Source organism: Massilia sp. DWR3-1-1 (assembly GCF_049898325.1).
GTDB lineage: Bacteria > Pseudomonadota > Gammaproteobacteria > Burkholderiales > Burkholderiaceae_D > JAFCUW01.
Genome location: NZ_JAFCXL010000002.1, coordinates 251,255 through 272,219 on the forward strand (window position 1 = coordinate 251,255; position 20,965 = coordinate 272,219).

Below are 20,965 nucleotides of genomic sequence, written 5' to 3' on the forward strand. Positions count from 1 at the left end.
CATCTCAGGAGAATTACCGGATATGCCGGTAATTACATTGGAACTTTTTTCAGCATTTCAATGCCGACTTTGCCAGCGGCGATTTCACGCAGGGCGACGACGGTGGGCTTGTCCTTGGCATCGACCTTCGGGGTGTGGCCTTGCAGCAACTGGCGGGCGCGGTAGGTCGCGGCCAGGGTCAGCTGAAAGCGGTTAGGGATGCTTTTCAAACAATCTTCAATGGTAATGCGTGCCATGATTACTCCAGGGTGTGTGAGGGTGGTGCCGGGCGGGGCGGATGCGCTTACGGCTGCGACGCGTGGATGCCCAGTTGGGCAAACAGGGCGGCGTTGCGTGCGGCTTGCTGGGGAAACCGCGCTCGTGTCGCTTTGACAATCGCGCTCATTTCGGACAAGGCGACGTTGAACTCTTCATTGATAATAACATAGTCGAAGTCCGGGGCGTGAGCGATCTCGCCGCCAGCGGCCAGCAGGCGCTTGGTGATCACGTGCGGTTCGTCCTGTCCCCGCTTGTGCAGGCGCTCCTCGAGCGCGGCGATCGACGGCGGCACGATGAAGATTCCCACCGCCGACGGAAACTGCTTGCGCACCTGGCGCGCGCCCTGCCAGTCGATCTCGAGCAGCACGTCGGTGCCGGCCCGCATTTCCTGCTCGACCAGCAGGCGCGAGGTGCCGTAGTAGTTGCCGTGCACCTCGGCCCATTCGAGAAACTCGCCGGCGTCGGCACGGGCGACGAAATCGTCGGCCGTGGTGAAATGGTATTCGCGGCCATCGATTTCACCGGGGCGCGGCTGGCGCGTGGTGGTGGAAATGGACAGTTCGATGGCCGGCTCCTGCTTGAGCAGGGCGTTGACCAGGGTCGACTTGCCGGCGCCGGACGGCGCGGCGACGATGAACAGGCTGCCGGCGAAAGAAGTGGGAGTGTGCATGGGAGGGTCCTTGGATTCGGTAGGGCCGGGCAGGCACCGCACGCGGGGACCTGCCCGTCGGCGCGCGCGGCGCCGGTTGTTATTCCAGGTTTTGCACCTGTTCGCGCATCTGCTCGATGAGCAGCTTGAGTTCCATCGAGGCGTCGGCCAGCTCTTTCACGGACGCCTTGGCGCCCAGGGTGTTGGCTTCGCGATTGAGTTCTTGCATCATGAAGTCGAGCCGCTTGCCCACCTGGCCGCCTTTTTTCAGGATGTGGCGCGTTTCATTGAGGTGGGCCGACAGGCGCGACAGTTCTTCCGAGACGTCGATGCGGATGCCATACAAGGTCACTTCCTGGCGGATCCGCTCGAACGCTTCCTGGCGCGTCAGCGTCGATGGCGTGCCGTGGCCGGCCAGCCCGAGCGCGTCCTGCATGCGCTCGACGGCCTTTTGCTGGAACTGGGCGATGACCTGGGGAATCAGCGGGCTGATGCGCTTGACGATGACGTCCATCGCGTCGATGCGCGCTTCGAGCATCGCCTGCAAGGCGGCGCCTTCGCGGCGGCGGCTGTCGACAAAGGCGGCCACCGTGCGCGCCGTGAGCGCGGCGACGTCGGCCTGCAGCGATTCCTGGCCGACGGTGGCTTCTTCGATGACGCCGGGCCAGCGCAGCAGTTCAGCCACCGTCATCACGGGCGCCGACACAAAATGCCGGGCCACTTCGGCCTGCATGCGCGCCAGGTCGCCCAGCAGCGCCTGGTTGAGCGCCTGCGAGGCGCCGGCCACCTTGCGGCCGAACGACAGGCGCGCTTCGACCTTGCCGCGGGTGATGGCGGCCATGATGGCGGCGCGCAAGTCCGGTTCGAGCGCGCGTAACTCATCGTTGATGCGGAACTGCAGGTCGAGAAAACGCGAATTGACGCTCTTGATTTCGATCGTCAATGTGCCCGCGGCGCCTTCACTGGTCGCGACCGCGTAACCTGTCATGCTTGAAATGCTCAATGGAGTCCCCGGAATTTATCTTTTCTTTACAATGCGGTGTTTTATCCACACAATCGTCGTCGACACAGTCGATCAGCTACGCAAGGAATGCTCACTCCAGATGGCCGCACAAAACAACGCCCCGCTGCCCGATGGACTGGAAATTGCTGGATATCGCATTGTAAAGAAAATTGCGTCCGGTGGGTTCAGTATTGTTTACCTCGCGTATGACCACGATGGCAACGCCGTCGCCATCAAGGAATACCTGCCCAGCGCCCTGGCGCTGCGCCAGCCCGGTGAACTCATTCCCGTCATCGCCAAGGCCAATTTGCCCGTGTTTCGCATCGGCCTCAAGTGCTTTTTCGAGGAGGGGCGGGCGCTGGCCCTGATCGCCCACCCGAACGTGGTGCGGGTGCTCAATTTTTTTCGCGCCAACGACACCGTCTACATGGTGATGGCCTACGAATCGGGTCATTCTTTGCAGGAACATATCGCCCGCTTCAACGCCCGTGGCAGCCGGCTGGGCGAAGCCTTCATTCGGCAGGTGTTCGCCAGCGCCTGCAGCGGCCTGCGCGAAGTGCACGCCAATAAACTGCTCCATCTCGATATAAAACCGGCCAATATCTATCTGCGCACCGACGGCAGCCCCCTGCTGCTCGATTTCGGCGCCGCCCGCCAGACCATCAACGCCGACGTGCCCAAGCTCACTCCCATGTACACGCCCGGCTTCGCGCCGCCGGACCTGTACTCGAGGGCGGCGGCGCTGGGGCCGTGGTCCGATATTTACAGCATCGGCGCCTCGCTGTTTGCCTGCATGGCCGGGGCGCCGCCGCAGCCGGCCGACCAGCGCAAACTCGACGACAAGATGGGCGCGCAGTGCGACAAGCTGGTCGGGCTGTATTCGGACGAATTGCTCGCCATGGTGCGCGCCTGCCTGTCGCTGGATCCCTTGCTGCGCCCGCAAAGCGTGTTCGCCGTGCAAAAGCTGCTGCAGGCGCCCATGGCCGCGCCGGCGCAGGTCGCGCGCGCGCCCGGCCTGGCCGGGCAGTTGCGCGCGCTGGTGGACAAGGTCACGGGCTTGGGCCGCAAAGCCGGCGACAGCGCCGACCAACCCTGAACCCGGAGGACCGCATGCAATTTTCAGTCTACCAACAGAGCCAGATCGGCGGACGCAAGGTCAACCAGGACCGCATGGGCTACAGCTTCACCCGCGAAGCCTTGCTGCTGGTGCTGGCCGACGGCATGGGCGGCCACGTGCGCGGCGAAGTCGCCGCCACCATCATGCTGCAGACCATGTCGACGCTGTTCCAGCAGCAGGCCACGCCGTATGTCAAAAAGCCCGAGCGCTTCCTCGAAGAGGCGTTCCTGGCGGGGCACCACGCGATCCACCGCTACCGCACAGTGCACGCGCTGCCGGAAACCCCGCGCACCACGGTGGTGGCCTGCCTGATCCAGCACAACACGGCCATCTGGGCCCATTGCGGCGACTCGCGCCTGTACTGGATGCGCCGCGGCCAGATCCTGGGACGCACGCGCGACCATTCGCACATCGAACACCTGATCGAGCGGGGCCTGGCCGCGCCGTCCGAGCGCGCCACCCACCCCGACCGCAACAAGCTCTATAACTGCATCGGCGCTGCCAGTCTGCCCCGGATCGAGGTGGGGCGCCAGGCGCGCCTGCTGCCGGGCGACGTCGTGCTGCTGTGCTCGGACGGCCTGTGGGGCAGCGTGTCCGACGCCGACATCACCCACCGGCTGGCCACCCAGACCATCGTGCGGGCGATTCCGGAACTGGTCGAGACGGCCGTCAGCGTGGCCGGCCCGGGCGGCGACAACACCACCGCCCTGGCCATCATGTGGCAGGGCAGCCTGGAAGAGTCGAGCGCGCCCGGCGTGACCGTCATCTCCACCGAAATGCTGCCCGATAACCTCGTCAGTACCACCATCGGCGCGGCCGCCGAGCCGGCGGCATCTGGCGATGCGGCCAACGAGATCGACGCCTTCAACGACGACGAGATCGAAAAGGCGATTGCCGAAATTCGCGGGGCGATCGAACGCTCCAACCAGATATTGAAATAAACCGTTTACTTTTCATCCCCAATTCATCAGCTACTTACCAGGATATCCATGACCAATGTTCAACGCCCCAGCGGGCGCGCCGTCGACCAGCTGCGCCCGATTCTGCTCACCCGTAATTTCACCCGCCACGCCGAAGGATCGGTGCTCATCGAGTGCGGCGACACCAAGGTGATCTGCACCGCCAGCATCGAAGAGAAAGTGCCGGGCTTCTTGAAGGGCAAGGGACAGGGCTGGCTGACGGCCGAATACGGCATGCTGCCCCGCTCGACCCACACCCGCATGGACCGCGAAGCGGCGCGCGGCAAGCAGTCCGGCCGCACCCAGGAAATCCAGCGCCTGATCGGCCGCTCGCTGCGCGCCGCGTTCGACCTGCAAGGTTTCGGCGAGCGCACCCTGCACCTCGACTGCGACGTCATCCAGGCCGACGGCGGCACCCGCTGCGCCTCGATCACCGGCGCCATGGTGGCCGCCTACGACGCCTTCGCCAGGCTGCACGCGCGCGGCGCCATCGACGCGATTCCCCTGAAAAGCTTCGTCGCCGCCATCTCGGTGGGCGTGGTGGGCGGCGTGGCGCTGCTCGACCTCGACTACATCGAGGACTCCGGCTGCGACACCGACATGAACGTGGTGATGACCGACGCCGGCCATTTCATCGAAGTGCAGGGCACCGCCGAGGGCGCCGCCTTCGACCGCGCCGGCATGAACCGCCTGCTCGACCTGGCCGAGGGCGGGGTGGCGGCGCTGATTGGCCTGCAAAAGACGGCGCTGGGCATCGCGTAGTCATCGGCGCGGCGCAGCGCGGAGCGGGCAGTGGGGGTAAAATGCCGCTTCTTCCCCCTACTTACGGCGCCGCCCGCGGCCCTTTACGCCATGACCCAACGTCTCGTCCTCGCCTCCAATAATGCCGGCAAACTGCGCGAATTCGGCCAGATCCTCGCCCCGCTGGGCTTCGAACTGCATCCGCAGGAAGCGTTCGGCGTGCCCGAGGCGGACGAGCCGTTCGCCACCTTCGTGGAAAACGCGCTGACCAAGGCGCGCCACGCGGCGCGCCTGACGGGCCTGCCCTGTCTGGCCGACGACTCCGGCGTGTGCGTCAACGCGCTCGGCGGCGCCCCCGGCGTACGCTCGGCGCGCTATGCGGGCGAGCCGAAATCGGACCAGCGCAACAGCGAGCGCGTGCTGGCCGACCTGGCCGCGCACGCCGACAAATCGGCCTACTATTATTGTGTGCTGGTGTATGTGCGCCATGCCGACGACCCGCAACCGGTGATCGCCGATGGTGTCTGGGCCGGCGAGATCCGCCCGCTCGCGCGCGGCGACAACGGTTTTGGCTACGACCCCCATTTCTGGCTGCCGGCGCTGGGCAAGACGGCGGCCGAACTGAGCGCCGTCGAAAAGAACGCCGTCTCGCACCGGGGCCAGGCGCTGCGCGCGCTGGTGGCCAAGCTGTCGGCGACGCTGGCATGATTCCCATCAAGCTGGTCGGCACCAGGCCGGCCGCCGCCGAGCCGGCCTTCGACGCCGCCCTCGCCGAGAGCCGCTCGCCCGCCGCCAGCGCCCTGCAATACCTGCAGCCGGGCGCCCTGCAACTGAGCGCGCTGCCGCCGCTGGCGCTGTACATCCACTTTCCCTGGTGCGTGCGCAAGTGCCCTTACTGCGATTTCAACTCGCACGAGGCGAAGGGGGAACTGCCCGAGCAGGCTTACCTGGACGCCGTGCGGCTCGACCTGGAACAGTCGCTGCCGCTGATCTGGGGCCGAAAAATCTATACCGTGTTCATCGGCGGCGGCACCCCCAGCCTGCTGTCGGCGGCGGGCCTGGACCGCCTGCTGTCGATGGTGCGCACCCTGCTGCCGCTGGAGATCGACGCCGAGATCACCATGGAAGCCAATCCCGGCACCTTCGAAGTGGAAAAATTCAAGGCCTACCGGGCCAGCGGCGTCAACCGCCTGTCGATTGGCATCCAGAGTTTCAACGCCGACCATTTGAAGGCGCTGGGACGGATCCACGACGACGGCGAGGCGAGACGGGCGGTGGAGATCGCCCGCACCCATTTCGACAATTTCAATCTCGACCTGATGTACGCGCTGCCCACCCAGACCTTGCAGCAGGCCGAGCTCGACCTGGCCACCGCGCTGTCGTACGCGCCGCCCCATCTGTCGCTGTACCACCTGACGATGGAGCCGAACACGGTGTTCGCCAAGTACCCGCCGGTACTGCCCGACGACGACGCCAGCGCCGACATGCAGGACATGATCGCCGCCACCATGGCGGCGAACGGCTACCAGCACTACGAGGTGTCGGCGTTTGCGCTGCCGGGCCGGCGCGCCCGCCACAACCTCAATTACTGGCAGTTCGGCGACTACCTGGGCATCGGCGCCGGCGCCCATTCGAAGCTGTCGTTCCCGCACCGGATCATCCGCCAGGCCCGCTTCAAGCAGCCGGAGTCGTACATGAAGGCGGCGCAGGCGGGCAATCCCGTCCAGGAGCAATTCGAGATCGGGCGCGCCGACATGGGCTTCGAGTTCGCCCTCAACACCATGCGCCTGACCGAAGGGTTTTCACCGAACCTGTTCGGCGAGCGCACGGGCATGGGCCTCAACGCCATCGAGGCGCCGCTTAACGCGGCCGAGGCGAAGGGGCTGATTTACCGCGACCACCAGATCATCCGTCCCACCGAACTGGGGCTGCGCTTCTTGAACGACTTGCAGCAGATGTTCCTCGAGAGTTGAGCGGCAGCCAGGACTCAGGCCAGTTGCAGGCGCCGGGCCGGCGCGTGCGCCGACAGCCGGAACGCCGCCGCCACCTCGGTCAGCAATCCCGCCTGTTCCTGCATGCTGGCCGCGGCGGCCGCCGCTTCCTCCACCAGCGCCGCATTCTGCTGCGTCACCCGGTCCATCTCGATGATCGCCTGGTTGACCTGGTCGATGCCGGTGCGCTGTTCCTGGCTGGCCAGCGTAATCTCGCTGACCACGGTGTTGACCCGGGCCACGCTGTCGACCACGTCCTGCATGGTCGCACCGGCTTCCCGCACCAGTTGCGTGCCGCTGTTGACCTGGCTGACCGAGTCGTCGATGAGGGCCTTGATTTCCCGGGCCGCGCCCGCCGAGCGCTGCGCCAGGTTGCGCACTTCCGAGGCCACCACGGCAAAGCCGCGCCCCTGTTCGCCCGCGCGCGCCGCTTCGACGGCGGCATTCAAGGCCAGGATATTGGTCTGGAAGGCGATGCCGTCGATGACGCCGATGATGTCGACGATCTTGCGCGAGGAGGCGTCGATCGAGCCCATGGTATCGACCACGCGGCCGACGATGGCGCCGCCCCGTGCGGCCACCTGCGAGGCCGCCAGCACCAGCGCGTTGGCCTGCTGGGCATTGTCGGCGTTCTGCCGCACCGTCGAGGTCAGTTCCTCCATCGATGCCGCCGTCTCTTCGAGCGAACCGGCCTGCTGCTCGGTGCGGGCCGACAGGTCGAAATTGCCGGCGGCGATCTGGCTTGACGCCGTGGCGATCGTCGCGGTGCCGCTCTGGACTTGCGAGACGACCTTGAACAGGGCGCCATTCATGCGCTCGAGAGCGCGCATGAGGTCGCCGATTTCGTCGTGCGCGGCGCTGTCGAAGGCGCTCGTCAGATCGCCCGCCGCCACCGTTTCGGCCACGCCGACGGCAGCGCGCAGGGGCGCGGTGATGCTGCGCGTGATCAGCCAGGCCATGGTAGTGCCGGCGCCGAGCACCAGCGCGCCCAGCAGCAGCAGCAGGTTGAAGGCGCGCGCGCTGGCGACGTCGAGCGCGGCCGCGGTGGCATCGATGTTCTTGCGCTGCAGGGCCAGGAAGGCCTTCTGCTTGGACGCGTAGCGTTCGGCCGCGGGCATGAAGGCCTCCTCGAACAGGCGCACGCCGGTGTCGATGTCGCCGGCTTTTCTGGCGTCCATCACTTTCACCTTGGCGGCCTGGTAGACGGCACGGTCGGCGACGATTGCGCTCATCATGTTCTTTTCCTCTTCGTCGACCAGCAAGGCTTCGACCTGCTTGAGCAATTCGGTGCTGCGGGTGACGCTGTCGGCAATCTGCTTGGCGAACTTTGCAGAGAGCGTGTCGTCGCTGCTGCTGGCGATCAGTGCGGTGCGCGCAATTGCAGACGCAGTGTAGGTATGCCAGTCGGACACCAGCCGTTCCTTCGCCAGCGGCATCGCCGTCAGGTGGCGCGTGGCGTCGGCGCCCGCCCGCGCGGCCACCAAGGCATAAGTCGTGGAAATAATCGAAAGGAACAGGATGATGCCGAACGCGAGCGCCAAGCGGGCGCCGATTCGAAGATGAAATAACATGAGGATTGCCCTGGAATAGTTTAAAAAATACTTATGGGAAACTATTATCCCCTTCTTGGCCCAGCTAAGCGATTAGTAATCACTTTTTTTGTTGTTTCGAGGAAAGAGAGCGCTGGCGCTGCCAAAAAAAACGGAGCACCAAGGCTCCGTTTTGGGACACTGCGCGCGCGCGATCAGCGCTGCGCGGTGGGCGCTTGCGCCGTGCTCCAACCGCCGCCCAGTACGCGGTACAGGGTGACCTGGTTCTGCAGGCGCAGCAGGTTGGCCGAGATGGCCGAGCGCTGGGCGTCGAACAGGGCGCGCTGGGCGTCGAGCAGTTCCAGGTAGGAGCTGGCGCCCGATTTGTAGCGCAGGTCCGACAGGTTGAAGCGGTCCGCTTCGGCCTCGGCCACGCGGCGCTGGGCACGCAGCTGTTCGGCATACGTTGCCTGGCCGGCCAGGCCGTCCGACACTTCGCGGAACGCCACCTGGATGGCCTTCTCGTAGTTGGCCACCGCGATGTCGTTGCCGACGCGGGCGCTGGCCAGGTTGGCCTGGTTGCGGCCGTAGTCGAAGATCGGCAGCAGCGCCTGCGGGGCGAAGGTCCAGCCGAACGAGCCGCCCTTGAACAGGCCAGAGAGTTCACCGCTGGCGCTGCCGGCGCTGGCCGTGAGCGAGATGCGGGGGAAGAAATTGGCGCGGGCGGCGCCGATGTTGGCGTTGGCGGCGATCAGCTGCTGCTCGGCGGCGCGGATGTCCGGCCGTGCCGCCAGCAAGTCCGATGGCAGGCCGGCGGGCAAGTCGCCCAGCGCCGTCTGCGCCAGCGTGCGCGTGGCGGGCAGGGTGGCCGGCAGCGGCTGTCCCACCAGTTGGACCAGCAGGTTGGCATCCTGGGCGCGCTGGCGCAACTGCTGCGCCAGCACCACTCTGGCCGTCTCGACCAGCGAGACACCCTGCTGCAGGTCGAGTTTCGACACGATGCCGTTGTCGAATTTTAATTGGATCAGGCGCAGCGATTCTTCGCGGCCGGCCAGGGTCTGGCGCGTCAGCTCGAGCAATTCCTCGTCGGCCAGCAGCGACAGGTAGGTATTGGCCACCGACGAAATCAGGCTGATCTGGGTACTCTTGCGCGCCTCGTCCGTGGCCAGGAACTGCGCCAGCGCCGCGTCGCTCAAATTGCGCACGCGGCCGAACAGGTCCAGCTCGAAGGCCGACACGCCCAGGCCCACCTGGTAGGCGCTGACGATGCTGTCGTTGGCGCCCGGGCTGCGGCTGCCGGTGGCGGCCAGGTTCAGCGTGGGCAAGGTGTCGGCGCGGCGGATCTGGTAGGCCGCGCGCGCCTGTTCGATGTTCAAAATCGCCACGCGCAGGTCGCGGTTGTTCACCAGCGCCAGGTCGATCAACTGCTTCAGGCGGGCGTCGGCAAAGTAACTCTGCCAGGCGATGCTAGAGGCGGCCTGCGCGGTGGCGGCGCTGACGGGGGCGTCAGGGAAGGCGGCCGCCACTGGCGCGGCCGGGCGCTGGTAGTGCGGCGCCAGTGACGTGCAGCCGGTCAGCGCCAGCACCAGCGCCAGCGGCGCCAGCCGAAATGCCAGTGGAGAAATATTGTTCATAATCATACTTTTTCCTCTGTAACGGTGGCCGGGCCCGCCACCTGCGGCGTGGCCGGCTGGGGGTGGTCCTTTCCGCCAAATAATTTGCGTATCAGCACGAAAAACACGGGCACGAAGAACACGCCCAGCGCGGTGGCCGTGATCATGCCGCCCATCACGCCGGTACCGATGGCGCGTTGGCTGGCGGCGCCGGCGCCGGAAGCGATCACCAGCGGTAGCACGCCGAGGATGAAGGCCAGCGAGGTCATCAGGATCGGCCGGAACCGCAGGTGGCAGGCGGCAATCGCGGCATCGACGGCCGACATGCCTTTTTCCTGCAGTTCCTTGGCGAACTCGATGATCAGCACGGCGTTTTTGGCGCCCAGGCCGATGATGGTGATCAGGCCGACCTTGAAGTACACATCGTTGGGCAGGCCGCGTGCGGTGGCCGCCATCAGCGCACCGAGCACGCCGAACGGCACGACCAGCAGCACGGCGACGGGAATCGACCAGCTTTCATACAGGGCGGCCAGCGACAGGAACACGGCGAGCAGGGCGAAGCCGAGCAGCACGAAGACGGTCGAACCGGACAGTTTTTCCTCGCGCGACTGGCCGGTCCACTCGAAACCGAAGCCGGGCGGCAACTGGCCCGCCATTTTCTCCATCTCTTCGAGCGCCTGGCCCGTCGAGTAGCCCTTGGCCGCGTCGCCGGAAATGCGCATCGTCGAGTAGCCGTTGTAGCGCACCGTCTGCATGGGGCCGGTGATCCAGCGGGTGGTGGCAAAGGCCGACAGCGGCACTTGCTGGCCCTTGGCGTTGACCGCGTTCAGGCGCAACAGGTCTTCCGGCTGCATGCGCGAGGCCGCTTCGGCCTGCACCACGACGCGCTGCAAGCGCCCGTTGTTCGGGAAATCGTTGATGTAGGACGAACCGAGCGACGTCGAGATGGCCGTGTTGATGGCATCGAAGGTCACGCCCAGCGCATTGGCCTTGTCGCGGTCGATGTCGAGCTGGACCTGGGGCGCCGCTTCCAGGCCTTCCGGACGCACGCCCGCCAGCACGGGGTTTTTCGCCGCCATGCCCAGCATCTGGTTGCGCGCCGCCAGCAGGGCGGCGGGGCCGTTGCCGCCGCGGTCTTGCAGGCGGAACGAGAAGCCCGTGCCCGTGCCCAGTTCGGGAATCGGCGGCGGCGACAGGGCGAACACGAAGGAATCGCGCTGGCTCGACAGGGCGCCCGTGATGCGGCCGGCGATGTCGGCGGCGCCATGGCCGGCGCCGCGCTCTTTCCAGTCTTTCAGGGGAATGAAGGCGAGCGCGACGTTCTGGCCCTGGCCGGAAAAATTAAAGCCCAGCACGCTGACCATGCTGGCCACTTCCGGCTGCTTGAGGATGAATGCTTCGGCATCCTTCATCACTGCCGAGGTGCGTTCGAGGGTGGCGCCGGCCGGCAACTGCACGTTGGCGATGATGTAACCCTGGTCTTCGTTGGGCAGGAACGACGATGGCAGGCGGGTGAAGATCAGGCCGACCACGCCGATGACGACGGCAAACACCACCAGCGCGCGGCCCGTATGGCGCAAGGTCTTGGCGACCCAGCCTTCATAGCCCTTGGCAGTTTTGGTAAAGCCCCGGTTGAACCAGCCAAAGAAGCCTTTCTTGACGTGGGTGTGGCCCTTTTCGACGGGCTTGAGGAAGTGGGCGCACAGGGCCGGCGTGAGCGACAGCGCCATGAAGGCGGAGAAGAAGATCGACGACACCATCACGGCCGAGAACTGGCGGTAAATATTGCCGACCGCGCCGGCGAAGAAGGCCAGCGGCACGAACACCGACATGAGCACGACGGTGACGCCGATGATGGCGCCGGAAATCTGGCCCATCGCCTTGCGCGTCGCTTCCAGCGGCGGCAAGCCTTCTTCGCTCATGATGCGTTCGACGTTTTCCACCACCACGATGGCGTCATCGACGACGATACCGATCACCAGCACCATGCCGAACATGGTGAGCACGTTGATGGAAAAGCCCAGCGCCAGCAGGGTGGCCAGCGAGCCGAGCAGGGCGACCGGCACCACGATGGTGGGAATGATGGTGTAGCGGAAATTTTGCAGAAACAGGTACATCACCACGAACACCAGCAGCACCGCTTCGATCAGGGTTTCCACCACTTGCTTGATGGAGATGTCGATAAACGCCGAGCTGTCGAAGGGCACCGAGTACTTCATGCCAGGCGGGAAGTATTTCGACAATTCCTTCATGCGTGCACGCACCAGCTTGGCCGTCTCAAGGGCGTTACCGGAGGGCGACAACTGCACCCCGATGCCGGTCGATGGTTTGCCGTTCAGGCGGGCCGAGGTGCCGTAGCTCTGGCCGCCCAGCTCGATGCGGGCGACGTCTTTCAGGCGCACGGTGGAGCCGTCGGCGTTGGCGCGCAGGACGATGTTACCGAACTGTTCGACATTGCTCAGCTGGCCAGTGACGACCACGGTGGCGGAAATGGTCTGACCGACTTGCAGGGGCAGGTCGCCGATGGTGCCTGAGGCGACCTGGGCGTTTTGCTGGCGGATGGCGTTGTTGACGTCCGCCGTCGACAGGTTGAAGCCGACCAGCTTGGCCGGATCGATCCAGATGCGCATGGCTTTTTCCGTACCGAACAGCTGGGCCTGGCCGACGCCCTTGATGCGCTGGATTTCCGGCAGCACCGTGCGCGAGGCGTAGTCGCCCAGCGCGATCGGGTCCCATTTCGGGTCGTCCGAGGACAAGATGGTAAACAGCAGGAAGTTCGAGCGCGATTTATCGACCCGCACACCTTGCTGCACCACCGCCTGCGGCAGGCGCGGGGTGGCCCGGCCCAGGCGGTTTTGCACGTCGACCTGGGCCAGGTCGGGATTGGTGCCCGTCTCGAACGAGAGCGTGATGGTGCCGGTGCCGTTGGCCTGGCTGATCGACTCCATGTAGATCAGGCCGGGCGACCCGTTCATTTCCCGTTCGATGACGCTGATGACTGAGTCTTCCAGGGTCTGGGCCGAGGCGCCCGGGTAGGCGGTGGTGACGACGATCGACGGCGGCGCCACGCTGGGGTACTGCGCGATCGGCAGCTGGGTGATGGAAACGGCGCCCATCACCATGATGAACAAGGCGATCACCCACGCAAAAACGGGGCGATCAATAAAAAAGCGAGCCATGAAGGAATCCTGTGTGGGTTATTTGGCAGCCGTGGCTGGCGCCGAAGCGGCGGCGGCGGCGGGGGCGGCGGCGGGTGCTGCTGCTGCCGGGCTCCATGGCACCGGCGTGACGGGCGCGCCCGGCACCATCATTTTCTGGAAGCCGTCGACGACGACTTTTTCGCCTTCTTTCAGGCCCTCGAGCACCACCCAGTTGGCCCCTTGCTGGGAACCGATCTTGACGGGGCGGGGCGCTGGCTTGTTGTCGGCGCCGACGACGATGACGGTGTCGCCATTGTTGCCGCGCGTGACAGCCTGCTGGGGCACCAGCATGGCTGCCGGCAGCGATGCCTGCGACAGGCGGGCGCGCACGTACTGGCCTGGCAGCAGGGCGTTGTCGGGGTTGGGCACTTCGGCGCGCAGGGCCACCTGGCCCGAGGTCGGGTCAACGGTGACGTCGGAGAACAGCAGCTTGCCCTTGCGGCCCAGCTCCGTGCCGTCGTCGAGGATGACGGTGACGGCAATGCTGCCGGCCGCACCGGCGCCCGCGGCGCGGCGCAGCTTTTGCAGTTCGGTCGCCGATTGGGTGATGTTCAGGTAGACCGTGCTGGTTTGCTGGATGACGGCCAGCTGGGTCGCTTCGCTGGCGCTGACGAGGGCGCCTTCGGTGACCAGGGCGCGGCCGATGCGGCCCGCGATGGGCGCCGTCACGCTGGCGTAACCGGTGGTGAGCTGGGCCGTCTGCACGGCCGCCTTCTGGGCGGCGACGTCCGCTTCCGCGGTTTTCTGGGTGGCGACGACGTTGACGTATTCCTGCTTGCTCACGGCGTTCGCTTCGACCAGCGGCTTGTAGCGCTCGGCCTGGGCGGCGGCCTGGTTCAGTACCGCCTGCGACTTGACCAGGTTGGCGCGGGCGCTGGCCAGCGCCGCTTCATAGGGCGCGGCATCGATCTGGTAGAGCACCTGGCCGGCCTTGACTTCGCTGCCCTCCGTAAACAGGCGCTTGAGCACCACGCCATTGACGCGGGCCCGTACCTGGGCCACGCGCACGGGCTCCACGCGGGCCGGCAACTCCGTCTGCAGGGCGACCGGCTCGAACCTGGTGGTGATCACGCCCACCTGCGCGGGCGGCCGGGCAGCGCCAGCGGCGCCAGCGGCGCCAGCGGCAGCCGGATCGTCTTTCTTGCCGCAGGCGGCCAACGCGAGCAGAACGGCAAGGCTGACGGCGGTCAGCCGGGTCTTGGACAAAGGGAAAGAGGTGGCAGTGCGCATTGCGGGGGCATCCTTTGAAAATGCGGCGCTCCCGCAGAGTCGTCGGGGTAGTGCCGCTGGCTTTTATCGATTTTGCGGCTATACTATCACGAGTGTATGTTTAATGTTTGGCCCAGCCAGTTTGGGTATTTGGAGCAAATGATGGTACGCAGGACCAAGGAAGACGCATTGGCGACCCGTGACAGTATCCTGGATGCGGCAGAGCAGTTATTTGTACGGCAAGGCGTGGCGGGTACCACCTTGCAGCATATCGCAACGGCGGCGGGCGTGACGCGCGGCGCAATCTACTGGCATTTTCTGGACAAGGGGGCGATGTTCAACGCCATGATGGAGCGCGTCAAGACGCCGCTCGAGGCGGCCCGCCAGTTACTGGAAGACAATCATCCGCTGGCGCCGCTGGACGCCTTGCGCGAGCACATCATCGCCGTATTTCGCATCACGGTGCAGAACCCGCAGGCGCGCCGGGTGTTTGAAATCGCCACCCTCAAGATGGAATTCATCGACGAAATGAACACGGTGCGCGAGCGCCGCAAGCAAAACCAGGAACTGTGGATGGCGCGCACGGAGAAGGCAATCCGCGACGGCATTGTCGCCGGTGAAGTGCGCGAAGGGGTCGATCCGGTGGCGGTGGCGCTGGGACTGTGGGCCATTCTCGACGGCTTGCTGCGCGCCTGGCTGCTCGATCAGCAGGCTTTCGACCTGGTCAAGCTGGGCGGCGACATTGTCGACACCCATCTGGCCTGCCTGCGGGCGCCACCCCGGGCGGCGCCGCTGGCGGGCTAAGGATTAACGCAGGGCGGTGATCATCTGCTTGAGCTTGCCCGAATCGGCGCAGAAGGCGCGGATGCCTTCGGCCAGTTTTTCGGTCGCCATGGGGTCTTCGTTCATCATGAAGCGGAAGGTTTTTTCGTCGATCGACACCTTGTCGATGGTCGCCCCTGGCGCGTCACCGCCCAGCTTGCGGACCACGGGCCCATTGCTGTCGGCCAATTTTTGCAGCAGGTCAGGCGCGATGGTGAGCAGATCGCAGCCGGCCAGTTCGAGGATCTGCGAGGTATTGCGAAAGCTCGCGCCCATCACCTCGGTGCGGTAGCCGAACTTGCGGTAGTACTGGTAAATGCGCTTGACCGATTGCACGCCCGGGTCTTCCGCGCCCGTGTAGTCGATGCCCGTCGATTTTTTGTGCCAGTCGTAGATGCGGCCGACGAAGGGCGAAATGAGCTGGACTTTCGCTTCGGCGCAGGCGATCGCCTGGGGCAGGGCGAACAGCAGCGTCAGGTTGCAGTGGATGCCTTCGCGCTCGAGGATTTCAGCGGCGCGGATGCCTTCCCAGGTCGAGGCGATCTTGATGAGCACGCGGTCGCGTCCGTAGCCGGCCGCTTCGTACAGGGCGATCAGTTCGCGGCCCTTGGCGACGTTGGCTTCGGTGTCGAACGACAGGCGGGCATCGATTTCGGTGGACACGCGGCCTGGCACCAGCTTGAGGATTTCAATGCCGAAGGCCACCAGCAGGTGGTCGATGACGTCCGTGGTCGACAGCGAAGGATGGTCGCGCACGGCCTGCTCGAGCAGGGGCCGGTATTCGGCCTTTTGCACCGCTTTCAGGATCAGCGAAGGATTGGTGGTGGCATCGCGCGGGGCGTACGCCTTGATCGACTGAAAATCGCCGGTGTCGGCAACGACGGTGGTGAATTGCTTGAGCTGTTCGAGTTGATTCATGGCGCACGGGTGAAGGTTGAGGGTATGGGAATCTATTGTACCAAGCTGCCGCAGCCCCGGGGCGGGCAGTTCCGGGCCGGCCGGGCACGCATGCCCGGCCAATCGCGCGCGCGATTTATGTTGCCATCGTTACACTGACTGCAGAGCACATCGCGGCCAACCGGTCGCCATCACTTTTCAGGAGAAATTCATGCGAGCATCCATTTTTGCCCAGGCCTTGATCGCCGTCGCCGCCACCGTCACCCTGGCCGGCGCCCAGGCCCAGTCGAAGCCGACCCCGGTCGGCGAAGCGAACGACCACACCTCGGCCAACGCCGCCAGCACCGGCACGCCAAAGGTCAAGAACGCCACCGGCAACGTCAATCCGGGCGTGGTGCCGCCAAAGGTCGGCGAAGCCAACGACGCCACCTCGGCCAACGCGGTCAGCCGCCCGGCCGGCAAAACCCGTCCCGCCAAGACCAAGGCCAGCAAGGCCAAGGCGCCGGTGACGGGCGAAGCGAACGATCACAGCTCGGCCGGCGGCAGCACCGAAGCGGGCAAGGCGGCCAAGGACGCCAAGACGGGCATGTAATCCCGTCCTCGACGGGCTGCACGTAAAACGGGGCCGGACGGCGCATGCGTGCGCTGGCCGGCCCCGTTTTACGTGCGCGCCGTTAAAATGCGAATCGGCTTGACCCTGACCCTGCGTCAGGCTTCACAGTGGCAGCACGCTCGATAAACAAGGGAGGCATCGATGTTGAAAGTAGGGGAACTGGCCACGCGCGCCGGACTGACGGTACGCACGCTGCACCACTACGACAGCATCGGCCTGCTGGCGCCGTCGGCGCGGTCGCAAGCCGGTTACCGGCTCTACGGCAGCGACGATGTCGCCCGCCTGCAGCAGATCCAGGCCCTGCGCAAGCTGGGCATGGATTTGTCGGGCATCGGCGCATACCTGGACCGCGCGGACGTGTCGCCGCTGGCGATCGTCACCAGCCAGCTGGCCGCGCTCGATCGACAGATCGACGAGGCCGGCCGCATGCGCGCCCAGTTGATCGCCCTGCGCGATCAACTGGCGCGCGGCGAGGCGCCCGCGCTCTCTACCTGGCTGACCACTCTGGAGAACATGACCATGTACGACAATTATTTCACGAAGGACCAACTGGCGCGCCTGCCACTGCTGAGCAACCCGGACGCGCCGGCCGAATGGCGCGAGCTGGTGCAGACGGTGGCCGCGCTGATCGAGGCGGGCGCCGCTGTTGATGACGCTGCCGTGCGTGCGGCCGCGCTGCGCTGGATGGTACTGCTCGAGCGCGACACGGCGGGCGACCCGGACTTGCTGGTGCAGCTCGACACCATGCACCGCGAGCAGCCCGAGGCGCAGCGCGACACCGGCATCTCGCCGGCCATGCGGGGGTTTATCATGCGCGCCATCGGCGACATCAAGCTGGGCGCGTATGCCGGCTACCTGACGGTGGAAGAACTCGATCGCATGCGCCGTCACCAGCAGGGCCGCGCCGCCGAATGGCCGGCCTTGATCGCGGCGGTGCGTGCGCAGATGCAGGCCGACCCGTCACCGCAGGCGCCGGCGGCGGCGGCGCTGGCGGCGCGCTGGCACGCGCTGTTCGAGGACATGGTTGGCAGCGACCCGGCCACCGTGCCGCGCTTCCGGCTGGCGGTGGCATCGGAACCGCTGCTGCAAATGGGCCGCGCCATGAGCGACGAGATGGTGGCGTGGTTGCGCGCCGCGCTGCGCTGACGGGGCGGCGCCTTTATTACAGGTCGGTGGCCGCCAGGAACGCCGCCACCAGTGCTTCGAGTCCCGCCTGGTCGGCCTGGCTGAAACGGTTGAGTGTAGGGCTGTCGATGTCGAACACGCCCAGCACGGCGCCGTTCTTGATCAGGGGGATGACGATTTCCGCGTTCGAGGCGGAGTCGCAGGCGATGTGGCCGGGGAAGGCGTGCACGTCTGGCACCAGCATGGTCTGGCGCTGCTCGGCGGCGGCGCCGCACACGCCGCGGCCGAAGGGGATGCGGGCGCACGCCACCTTGCCCTGGAATGGCCCCACCAGCAGTTCCTGGCCGGCGCCGTTCCTGGCCGGCCGCGCCAGGTAAAAACCGGCCCAGTTCAGGTCGGCGATGGTGTCATAAATAAACGCGGAAAACTGCGACGCATTGGCGACCAGGTCGCGCTCGCCTTCGAGGATGCTGTCGACCTGGCGAACCAGCATGGCGTAATCGGGGGCGGTGGAAGCGGCGGGCGTGATGTGCATGGGATGGCCAGTGAGTCGAAAGGCCATATTTTACCCGCGCAAGCTGATCCCTGCCGGCGTGGCGGCTGTCGTGCAGCCGCCCCACCGCCACCCTCACTCCCCGCGGCGAACTACGCACCGCGTCGGGTTTGCGTCCCTTAAGAATCATCTGGCTCCGCCAGGGATTCTTGCCTGACCATCCCTGGCCCTTGCGTGCCTTTCCTCAATATCAGTCTTAACAAAAGTAGGGTTTCACTTTTGTTGAAAAAATTTATCCGATGAACGAATCGAACTGCATATCGAACTCCTGCAGCGCCTTCTGGGCATTCTGCATCTTCTTGCGAAACTCCGGCCCGCGCTGGATCGCCAGGCCCACCGCCAGCACGTCGATCACCACCAGGTAAGCCAGGCGCGCCGAGATGGGCGTGTACGGATCGGTATTAAAAATGAGGTCGATGGGAATGAGCACGGTGGCCAGTTCCGCCAGCGGCGTGCCCGAGGGGGCCAGCACGATGACGTCGGCGCCGCCGCGGCGTGCCAGTTTCACCGAGCGCAGCAGGGCCGGGCTGTTGCCGCGCTGGGAAATGGCGACCACGGCATCGCCTTCGCGCAGCAGGGCGGCGGCGATGCTGTGGATATTCGGGTCGGAATACGCCACCGTCGGCACGCCCGAGCGGAAAAACTTGTGCTGGGCGTCGGCGGCGACGATGCCGGAGGTACCCTGGCCATAAAACTCGATCTTGCTGGCGCGCGCCAGGATTGACAGGGCCCGTTCGATGGCGTCCGGATTGAGGTTGTTGCGCAGGTCGAGCAGGGTGTTGATGGAGCGGCTGCAGATTTTGCTGACCAGGTCCGCCGCCAGATCGTCCTGGGCCGGCTGCTCGTTGGCGCCGGGCAGCGCCAGCGCCAGCCCCTGCGCCAGCTTGAGCTTGAATTCGTGCCAGCCGTCGTAGCCCAGCGTGCGGCAAAAGCGCACCACCGTGGGTTCGGATACCTGGGCATGACGGGCCAGCGCCGTGATGTTCTGGCTGACGGTGAGCGCCGGCTGTTCGAGCACCGCCAGCGCCACCTTGCGCTCGGACTTGGACAGCGAGTCGAGCTGGGTGCGGATCGAGTCGAGCAGCATCATGCCACTCGCAGCGTGGTGCGCAGGTGATGCAGGCAATTCGCATTGCCTCGCAATGCGCCTGCAGGGACGGACTCCGCAGCCCTTCTGATATTAGTCTTCAGGTAAGGCCTCTTCACGCCACTGCAGCCCATCGCGCCCGATCAGGGCGCTGGCCGCGGCCGGGCCCCAGGTGCCCGAGGTGTAGGGAATCGGGTTGTCGTCGTCCTGCTCCCAGTAATTGAGGATCGGTTCGACCCATTCCCAGGCCGCCTCGAGTTCGTCGCCCCGCATGAACAGGGTCAGCTGACCGCGCAGCACGTCGAGCAGCAAGCGCTCGTAGGCGTCCATGCGCGGGGTCTTGAATTGTTCGCGGAAATCGAGTTCGAGCTCGGCCTGCTTCAGGCGCATCGAGTCGCCCGGGGTCTTGGCCATCAGGTTGAGCGAGAGGCCCTCGTCCGGTTGCAGGCGGATGACCAGGCTGTTGGGCTGGAAACTGCTGGTGGGCTGGTTGAAAATCGAGTGCGGGATGGGCTTGAAGCGCACCACGATTTCGGCGAGGCGGTCGGCCATGCGCTTGCCGGTGCGCAGATAGAAGGGCACGCCGGCCCAGCGCCAGGTGTCGATCTCCGCTTTCAGGGCGACGAAGGTCTCGGTCGAGGACTGCGCGGGCGCATCCGGCTCGTCCTTGTAGCTAGGTACTGGCTGGCCGTCGACGTGGCCGCTGCGGTACTGGCCGCGCACGATGTTTTGCGCCAGCGTGGTGGGGGTGAATTTCTTCAGCGAGCGCAGCACCTGCAACTTGGCGTCGCGCACGGCGTCCGGCGAAATCGAGGTGGGCGGCTCCATCGCCACGATGCACAGCAGTTGCAGCAGGTGGTTTTGCAGCATGTCGCGCAGGGCGCCCGAGGTGTCGTAGTAGCCCATGCGGTTGCCCACGCCGATTTTTTCGGCGATGGTGATCTGCACGTCGGAGATCCACTCGCGCCGCCACAGCGGTTCGAACAGGATGTTACCGAAGCGCAGGGCCAGCAGGTTCTGCACCGTCTCCTTGCCCAGGTAATGGTCGATCCGGTAGATCTGCGATTCGGCGAATACCTTGCCCACTTCGAAGTTGATCTGCTTGGCCGAGGCGAGGTCGCGGCCCAGCGGCTTTTCCAGCACCACGCGCGAATTGGCGGTGGCCAGGCCGGTGGCCTTGAGGTTGTCGCAGATCTGCGCGAACAGGTGCGGCGGCGTGGCCAGGTAGTACACGCGGGTCAGGCTGTCATCCTTGCGCAGCGCCTCGACCAGGGCGCCATACGTGGCGACGTCGGTGGCGTTGACGGAGACATAGACGATGCGCTTGATGAAACCGGCCCAGGCTGTTTCGTCGGGCGCCTTGATGTGGGGCTTGGAGGTTTTTTCCGCTTCGGCGAGGAACGCTTCGGTCGTCCAGTCGTGGCGCCCGACGCAGATGATGCGGGCGCTGGCGGGCAGGTCGCCGGCCAGGTGGCGCGCGTACATCGCCGGCAGCAGCTTGCGCATCGCCAGGTCGCCTGAGCCGCCAAACAGGACAAGGTCAAAATCGTTGAGTGCCATAGTAGTGTGATCGCAGTAGTGGGGTGCCGAAGATGATGC

Annotated in this window: 19 protein-coding genes; 8 read left to right on the forward strand and 11 right to left on the reverse strand. The window is 65.6% G+C overall.

Annotated elements, in window-relative coordinates:
• Positions 1-32 precede the first annotated feature (32 nt).
• The 3 genes from rpoZ to ACP7EY_RS03400 form a co-directional block, all read right to left on the reverse strand.
• Positions 33-236, reverse strand: coding sequence for a DNA-directed RNA polymerase subunit omega (gene rpoZ / locus ACP7EY_RS03390; RefSeq protein ID WP_295997292.1), 204 nt, complete (start codon positions 234-236; stop codon positions 33-35).
• 47 nt (positions 237-283) lie between these two features.
• Positions 284-928 (reverse strand): guanylate kinase, encoded by a 645-nt coding sequence (gene gmk / locus ACP7EY_RS03395; protein ID WP_426190471.1) that lies wholly within the window; start codon positions 926-928, stop codon positions 284-286.
• A 79-nt stretch (positions 929-1,007) separates the two neighbouring features.
• Positions 1,008-1,895, reverse strand: a complete 888-nt coding sequence (locus ACP7EY_RS03400) for a YicC/YloC family endoribonuclease (protein ID WP_426190473.1) — start codon at positions 1,893-1,895, stop codon at positions 1,008-1,010.
• A 115-nt stretch (positions 1,896-2,010) separates the two neighbouring features.
• Here ACP7EY_RS03400 and ACP7EY_RS03405 point away from each other — a divergent pair, with 115 nt between their 5' ends.
• The 5 genes from ACP7EY_RS03405 (at position 2,011) to hemW (ending at position 6,700) form a co-directional block, all read left to right on the forward strand.
• Positions 2,011-3,006 carry a serine/threonine-protein kinase gene (locus ACP7EY_RS03405; protein ID WP_426190475.1) on the forward strand — a complete coding sequence of 332 codons (996 nt, stop codon included), beginning with the start codon at positions 2,011-2,013 and terminating at the stop codon, positions 3,004-3,006.
• 14 nt (positions 3,007-3,020) lie between these two features.
• Positions 3,021-3,968 carry a PP2C family protein-serine/threonine phosphatase gene (locus ACP7EY_RS03410; RefSeq protein WP_426190477.1) on the forward strand — a complete coding sequence of 316 codons (948 nt, stop codon included), beginning with the start codon at positions 3,021-3,023 and terminating at the stop codon, positions 3,966-3,968.
• A 48-nt stretch (positions 3,969-4,016) separates the two neighbouring features.
• A complete protein-coding gene (gene rph / locus ACP7EY_RS03415) occupies positions 4,017-4,748 on the forward strand; it encodes a ribonuclease PH (RefSeq protein ID WP_426190479.1) in 732 nt (243 codons plus the stop codon).
• A gap of 90 nt (positions 4,749-4,838) precedes the next feature.
• The gene (rdgB, locus tag ACP7EY_RS03420) at positions 4,839-5,435 is read left to right on the forward strand and encodes an RdgB/HAM1 family non-canonical purine NTP pyrophosphatase (RefSeq protein ID WP_426190481.1); all 597 of its coding nucleotides are present in this window, start codon (positions 4,839-4,841) and stop codon (positions 5,433-5,435) included.
• Positions 5,432-6,700: a radical SAM family heme chaperone HemW gene (hemW, locus tag ACP7EY_RS03425; protein WP_426190483.1), complete on the forward strand. Its 1,269-nt coding sequence runs from the start codon at positions 5,432-5,434 to the stop codon at positions 6,698-6,700. The genes rdgB and hemW overlap by 4 nt, the downstream gene beginning before the upstream one ends.
• Positions 6,701-6,714: 14 nt before the next feature.
• Here the strand turns inward: hemW and ACP7EY_RS03430 are convergent, their stop codons facing one another.
• The 4 genes from ACP7EY_RS03430 to ACP7EY_RS03445 all read right to left on the reverse strand — a co-directional run bounded on the left by ACP7EY_RS03430 (position 6,715) and on the right by ACP7EY_RS03445 (position 14,290).
• Entirely contained in the window at positions 6,715-8,289 is a 1,575-nt protein-coding gene (locus ACP7EY_RS03430) for a methyl-accepting chemotaxis protein (protein ID WP_426190485.1), read from the reverse strand.
• Positions 8,290-8,462: 173 nt separating this feature from the next.
• A complete protein-coding gene (locus ACP7EY_RS03435; protein WP_426190487.1) occupies positions 8,463-9,881 on the reverse strand; it encodes an efflux transporter outer membrane subunit in 1,419 nt (472 codons plus the stop codon).
• Positions 9,882-9,883: 2 nt separating this feature from the next.
• Positions 9,884-13,039, reverse strand: coding sequence for an efflux RND transporter permease subunit (locus ACP7EY_RS03440; protein ID WP_426190489.1), 3,156 nt, complete (start codon positions 13,037-13,039; stop codon positions 9,884-9,886).
• Positions 13,040-13,057: 18 nt separating this feature from the next.
• Positions 13,058-14,290 carry an efflux RND transporter periplasmic adaptor subunit gene (locus ACP7EY_RS03445; protein WP_426190491.1) on the reverse strand — a complete coding sequence of 411 codons (1,233 nt, stop codon included), beginning with the start codon at positions 14,288-14,290 and terminating at the stop codon, positions 13,058-13,060.
• A gap of 141 nt (positions 14,291-14,431) precedes the next feature.
• On the opposite strand from ACP7EY_RS03445, the gene ACP7EY_RS03450 reads away from it, so the two are divergent.
• Positions 14,432-15,073, forward strand: coding sequence for a TetR family transcriptional regulator (locus ACP7EY_RS03450; RefSeq protein ID WP_426190750.1), 642 nt, complete (start codon positions 14,432-14,434; stop codon positions 15,071-15,073).
• A 3-nt stretch (positions 15,074-15,076) separates the two neighbouring features.
• Here ACP7EY_RS03450 and tal read toward each other — a convergent pair whose 3' ends face one another.
• Positions 15,077-16,009, reverse strand: coding sequence for a transaldolase (gene tal, locus ACP7EY_RS03455; RefSeq protein WP_426190493.1), 933 nt, complete (start codon positions 16,007-16,009; stop codon positions 15,077-15,079).
• Between the two features lie 190 nt (positions 16,010-16,199).
• Here tal and ACP7EY_RS03460 point away from each other — a divergent pair, with 190 nt between their 5' ends.
• Both ACP7EY_RS03460 and ACP7EY_RS03465 read left to right on the forward strand, forming a co-directional pair.
• Entirely contained in the window at positions 16,200-16,580 is a 381-nt protein-coding gene (locus tag ACP7EY_RS03460) for a hypothetical protein (RefSeq protein ID WP_426190495.1), read from the forward strand.
• A 162-nt stretch (positions 16,581-16,742) separates the two neighbouring features.
• Positions 16,743-17,747 (forward strand): MerR family transcriptional regulator, encoded by a 1,005-nt coding sequence (locus ACP7EY_RS03465; protein WP_426190497.1) that lies wholly within the window; start codon positions 16,743-16,745, stop codon positions 17,745-17,747.
• Between the two features lie 16 nt (positions 17,748-17,763).
• On the opposite strand, the gene ACP7EY_RS03470 is transcribed toward ACP7EY_RS03465, so the two are convergent.
• The 3 genes from ACP7EY_RS03470 to zwf form a co-directional block, all read right to left on the reverse strand.
• Positions 17,764-18,261, reverse strand: coding sequence for a GAF domain-containing protein (locus ACP7EY_RS03470; RefSeq protein ID WP_426190499.1), 498 nt, complete (start codon positions 18,259-18,261; stop codon positions 17,764-17,766).
• 250 nt (positions 18,262-18,511) lie between these two features.
• A complete protein-coding gene (locus ACP7EY_RS03475) occupies positions 18,512-19,366 on the reverse strand; it encodes an SIS domain-containing protein (protein WP_426190752.1) in 855 nt (284 codons plus the stop codon).
• A 93-nt stretch (positions 19,367-19,459) separates the two neighbouring features.
• Positions 19,460-20,926 carry a glucose-6-phosphate dehydrogenase gene (gene zwf / locus ACP7EY_RS03480; RefSeq protein ID WP_426190501.1) on the reverse strand — a complete coding sequence of 489 codons (1,467 nt, stop codon included), beginning with the start codon at positions 20,924-20,926 and terminating at the stop codon, positions 19,460-19,462.
• Positions 20,927-20,965 lie beyond the last annotated feature (39 nt).

Bases quoted from the DNA above. Each gene is read 5' to 3' on its own strand.
- rpoZ (WP_295997292.1), bottom strand. From the start codon at position 236: ATGGCACGCATTACCATTGAAGATTGTTTGAAAAGCATCCCTAACCGC.
- gmk (WP_426190471.1), bottom strand. From the start codon at position 928: ATGCACACTCCCACTTCTTTCGCCGGCAGCCTGTTCATCGTCGCCGCG.
- ACP7EY_RS03400 (WP_426190473.1), bottom strand. From the start codon at position 1,895: ATGACAGGTTACGCGGTCGCGACCAGTGAAGGCGCCGCGGGCACATTG.
- ACP7EY_RS03405 (WP_426190475.1), top strand. From the start codon at position 2,011: ATGGCCGCACAAAACAACGCCCCGCTGCCCGATGGACTGGAAATTGCT.
- ACP7EY_RS03410 (WP_426190477.1), top strand. From the start codon at position 3,021: ATGCAATTTTCAGTCTACCAACAGAGCCAGATCGGCGGACGCAAGGTC.
- rph (WP_426190479.1), top strand. From the start codon at position 4,017: ATGACCAATGTTCAACGCCCCAGCGGGCGCGCCGTCGACCAGCTGCGC.
- rdgB (WP_426190481.1), top strand. From the start codon at position 4,839: ATGACCCAACGTCTCGTCCTCGCCTCCAATAATGCCGGCAAACTGCGC.
- hemW (WP_426190483.1), top strand. From the start codon at position 5,432: ATGATTCCCATCAAGCTGGTCGGCACCAGGCCGGCCGCCGCCGAGCCG.
- ACP7EY_RS03430 (WP_426190485.1), bottom strand. From the start codon at position 8,289: ATGTTATTTCATCTTCGAATCGGCGCCCGCTTGGCGCTCGCGTTCGGC.
- ACP7EY_RS03435 (WP_426190487.1), bottom strand. From the start codon at position 9,881: ATGAACAATATTTCTCCACTGGCATTTCGGCTGGCGCCGCTGGCGCTG.
- ACP7EY_RS03440 (WP_426190489.1), bottom strand. From the start codon at position 13,039: ATGGCTCGCTTTTTTATTGATCGCCCCGTTTTTGCGTGGGTGATCGCC.
- ACP7EY_RS03445 (WP_426190491.1), bottom strand. From the start codon at position 14,290: ATGCGCACTGCCACCTCTTTCCCTTTGTCCAAGACCCGGCTGACCGCC.
- ACP7EY_RS03450 (WP_426190750.1), top strand. From the start codon at position 14,432: ATGGTACGCAGGACCAAGGAAGACGCATTGGCGACCCGTGACAGTATC.
- tal (WP_426190493.1), bottom strand. From the start codon at position 16,009: ATGAATCAACTCGAACAGCTCAAGCAATTCACCACCGTCGTTGCCGAC.
- ACP7EY_RS03460 (WP_426190495.1), top strand. From the start codon at position 16,200: ATGCGAGCATCCATTTTTGCCCAGGCCTTGATCGCCGTCGCCGCCACC.
- ACP7EY_RS03465 (WP_426190497.1), top strand. From the start codon at position 16,743: ATGTTGAAAGTAGGGGAACTGGCCACGCGCGCCGGACTGACGGTACGC.
- ACP7EY_RS03470 (WP_426190499.1), bottom strand. From the start codon at position 18,261: ATGCACATCACGCCCGCCGCTTCCACCGCCCCCGATTACGCCATGCTG.
- ACP7EY_RS03475 (WP_426190752.1), bottom strand. From the start codon at position 19,366: ATGCTGCTCGACTCGATCCGCACCCAGCTCGACTCGCTGTCCAAGTCC.
- zwf (WP_426190501.1), bottom strand. From the start codon at position 20,926: ATGGCACTCAACGATTTTGACCTTGTCCTGTTTGGCGGCTCAGGCGAC.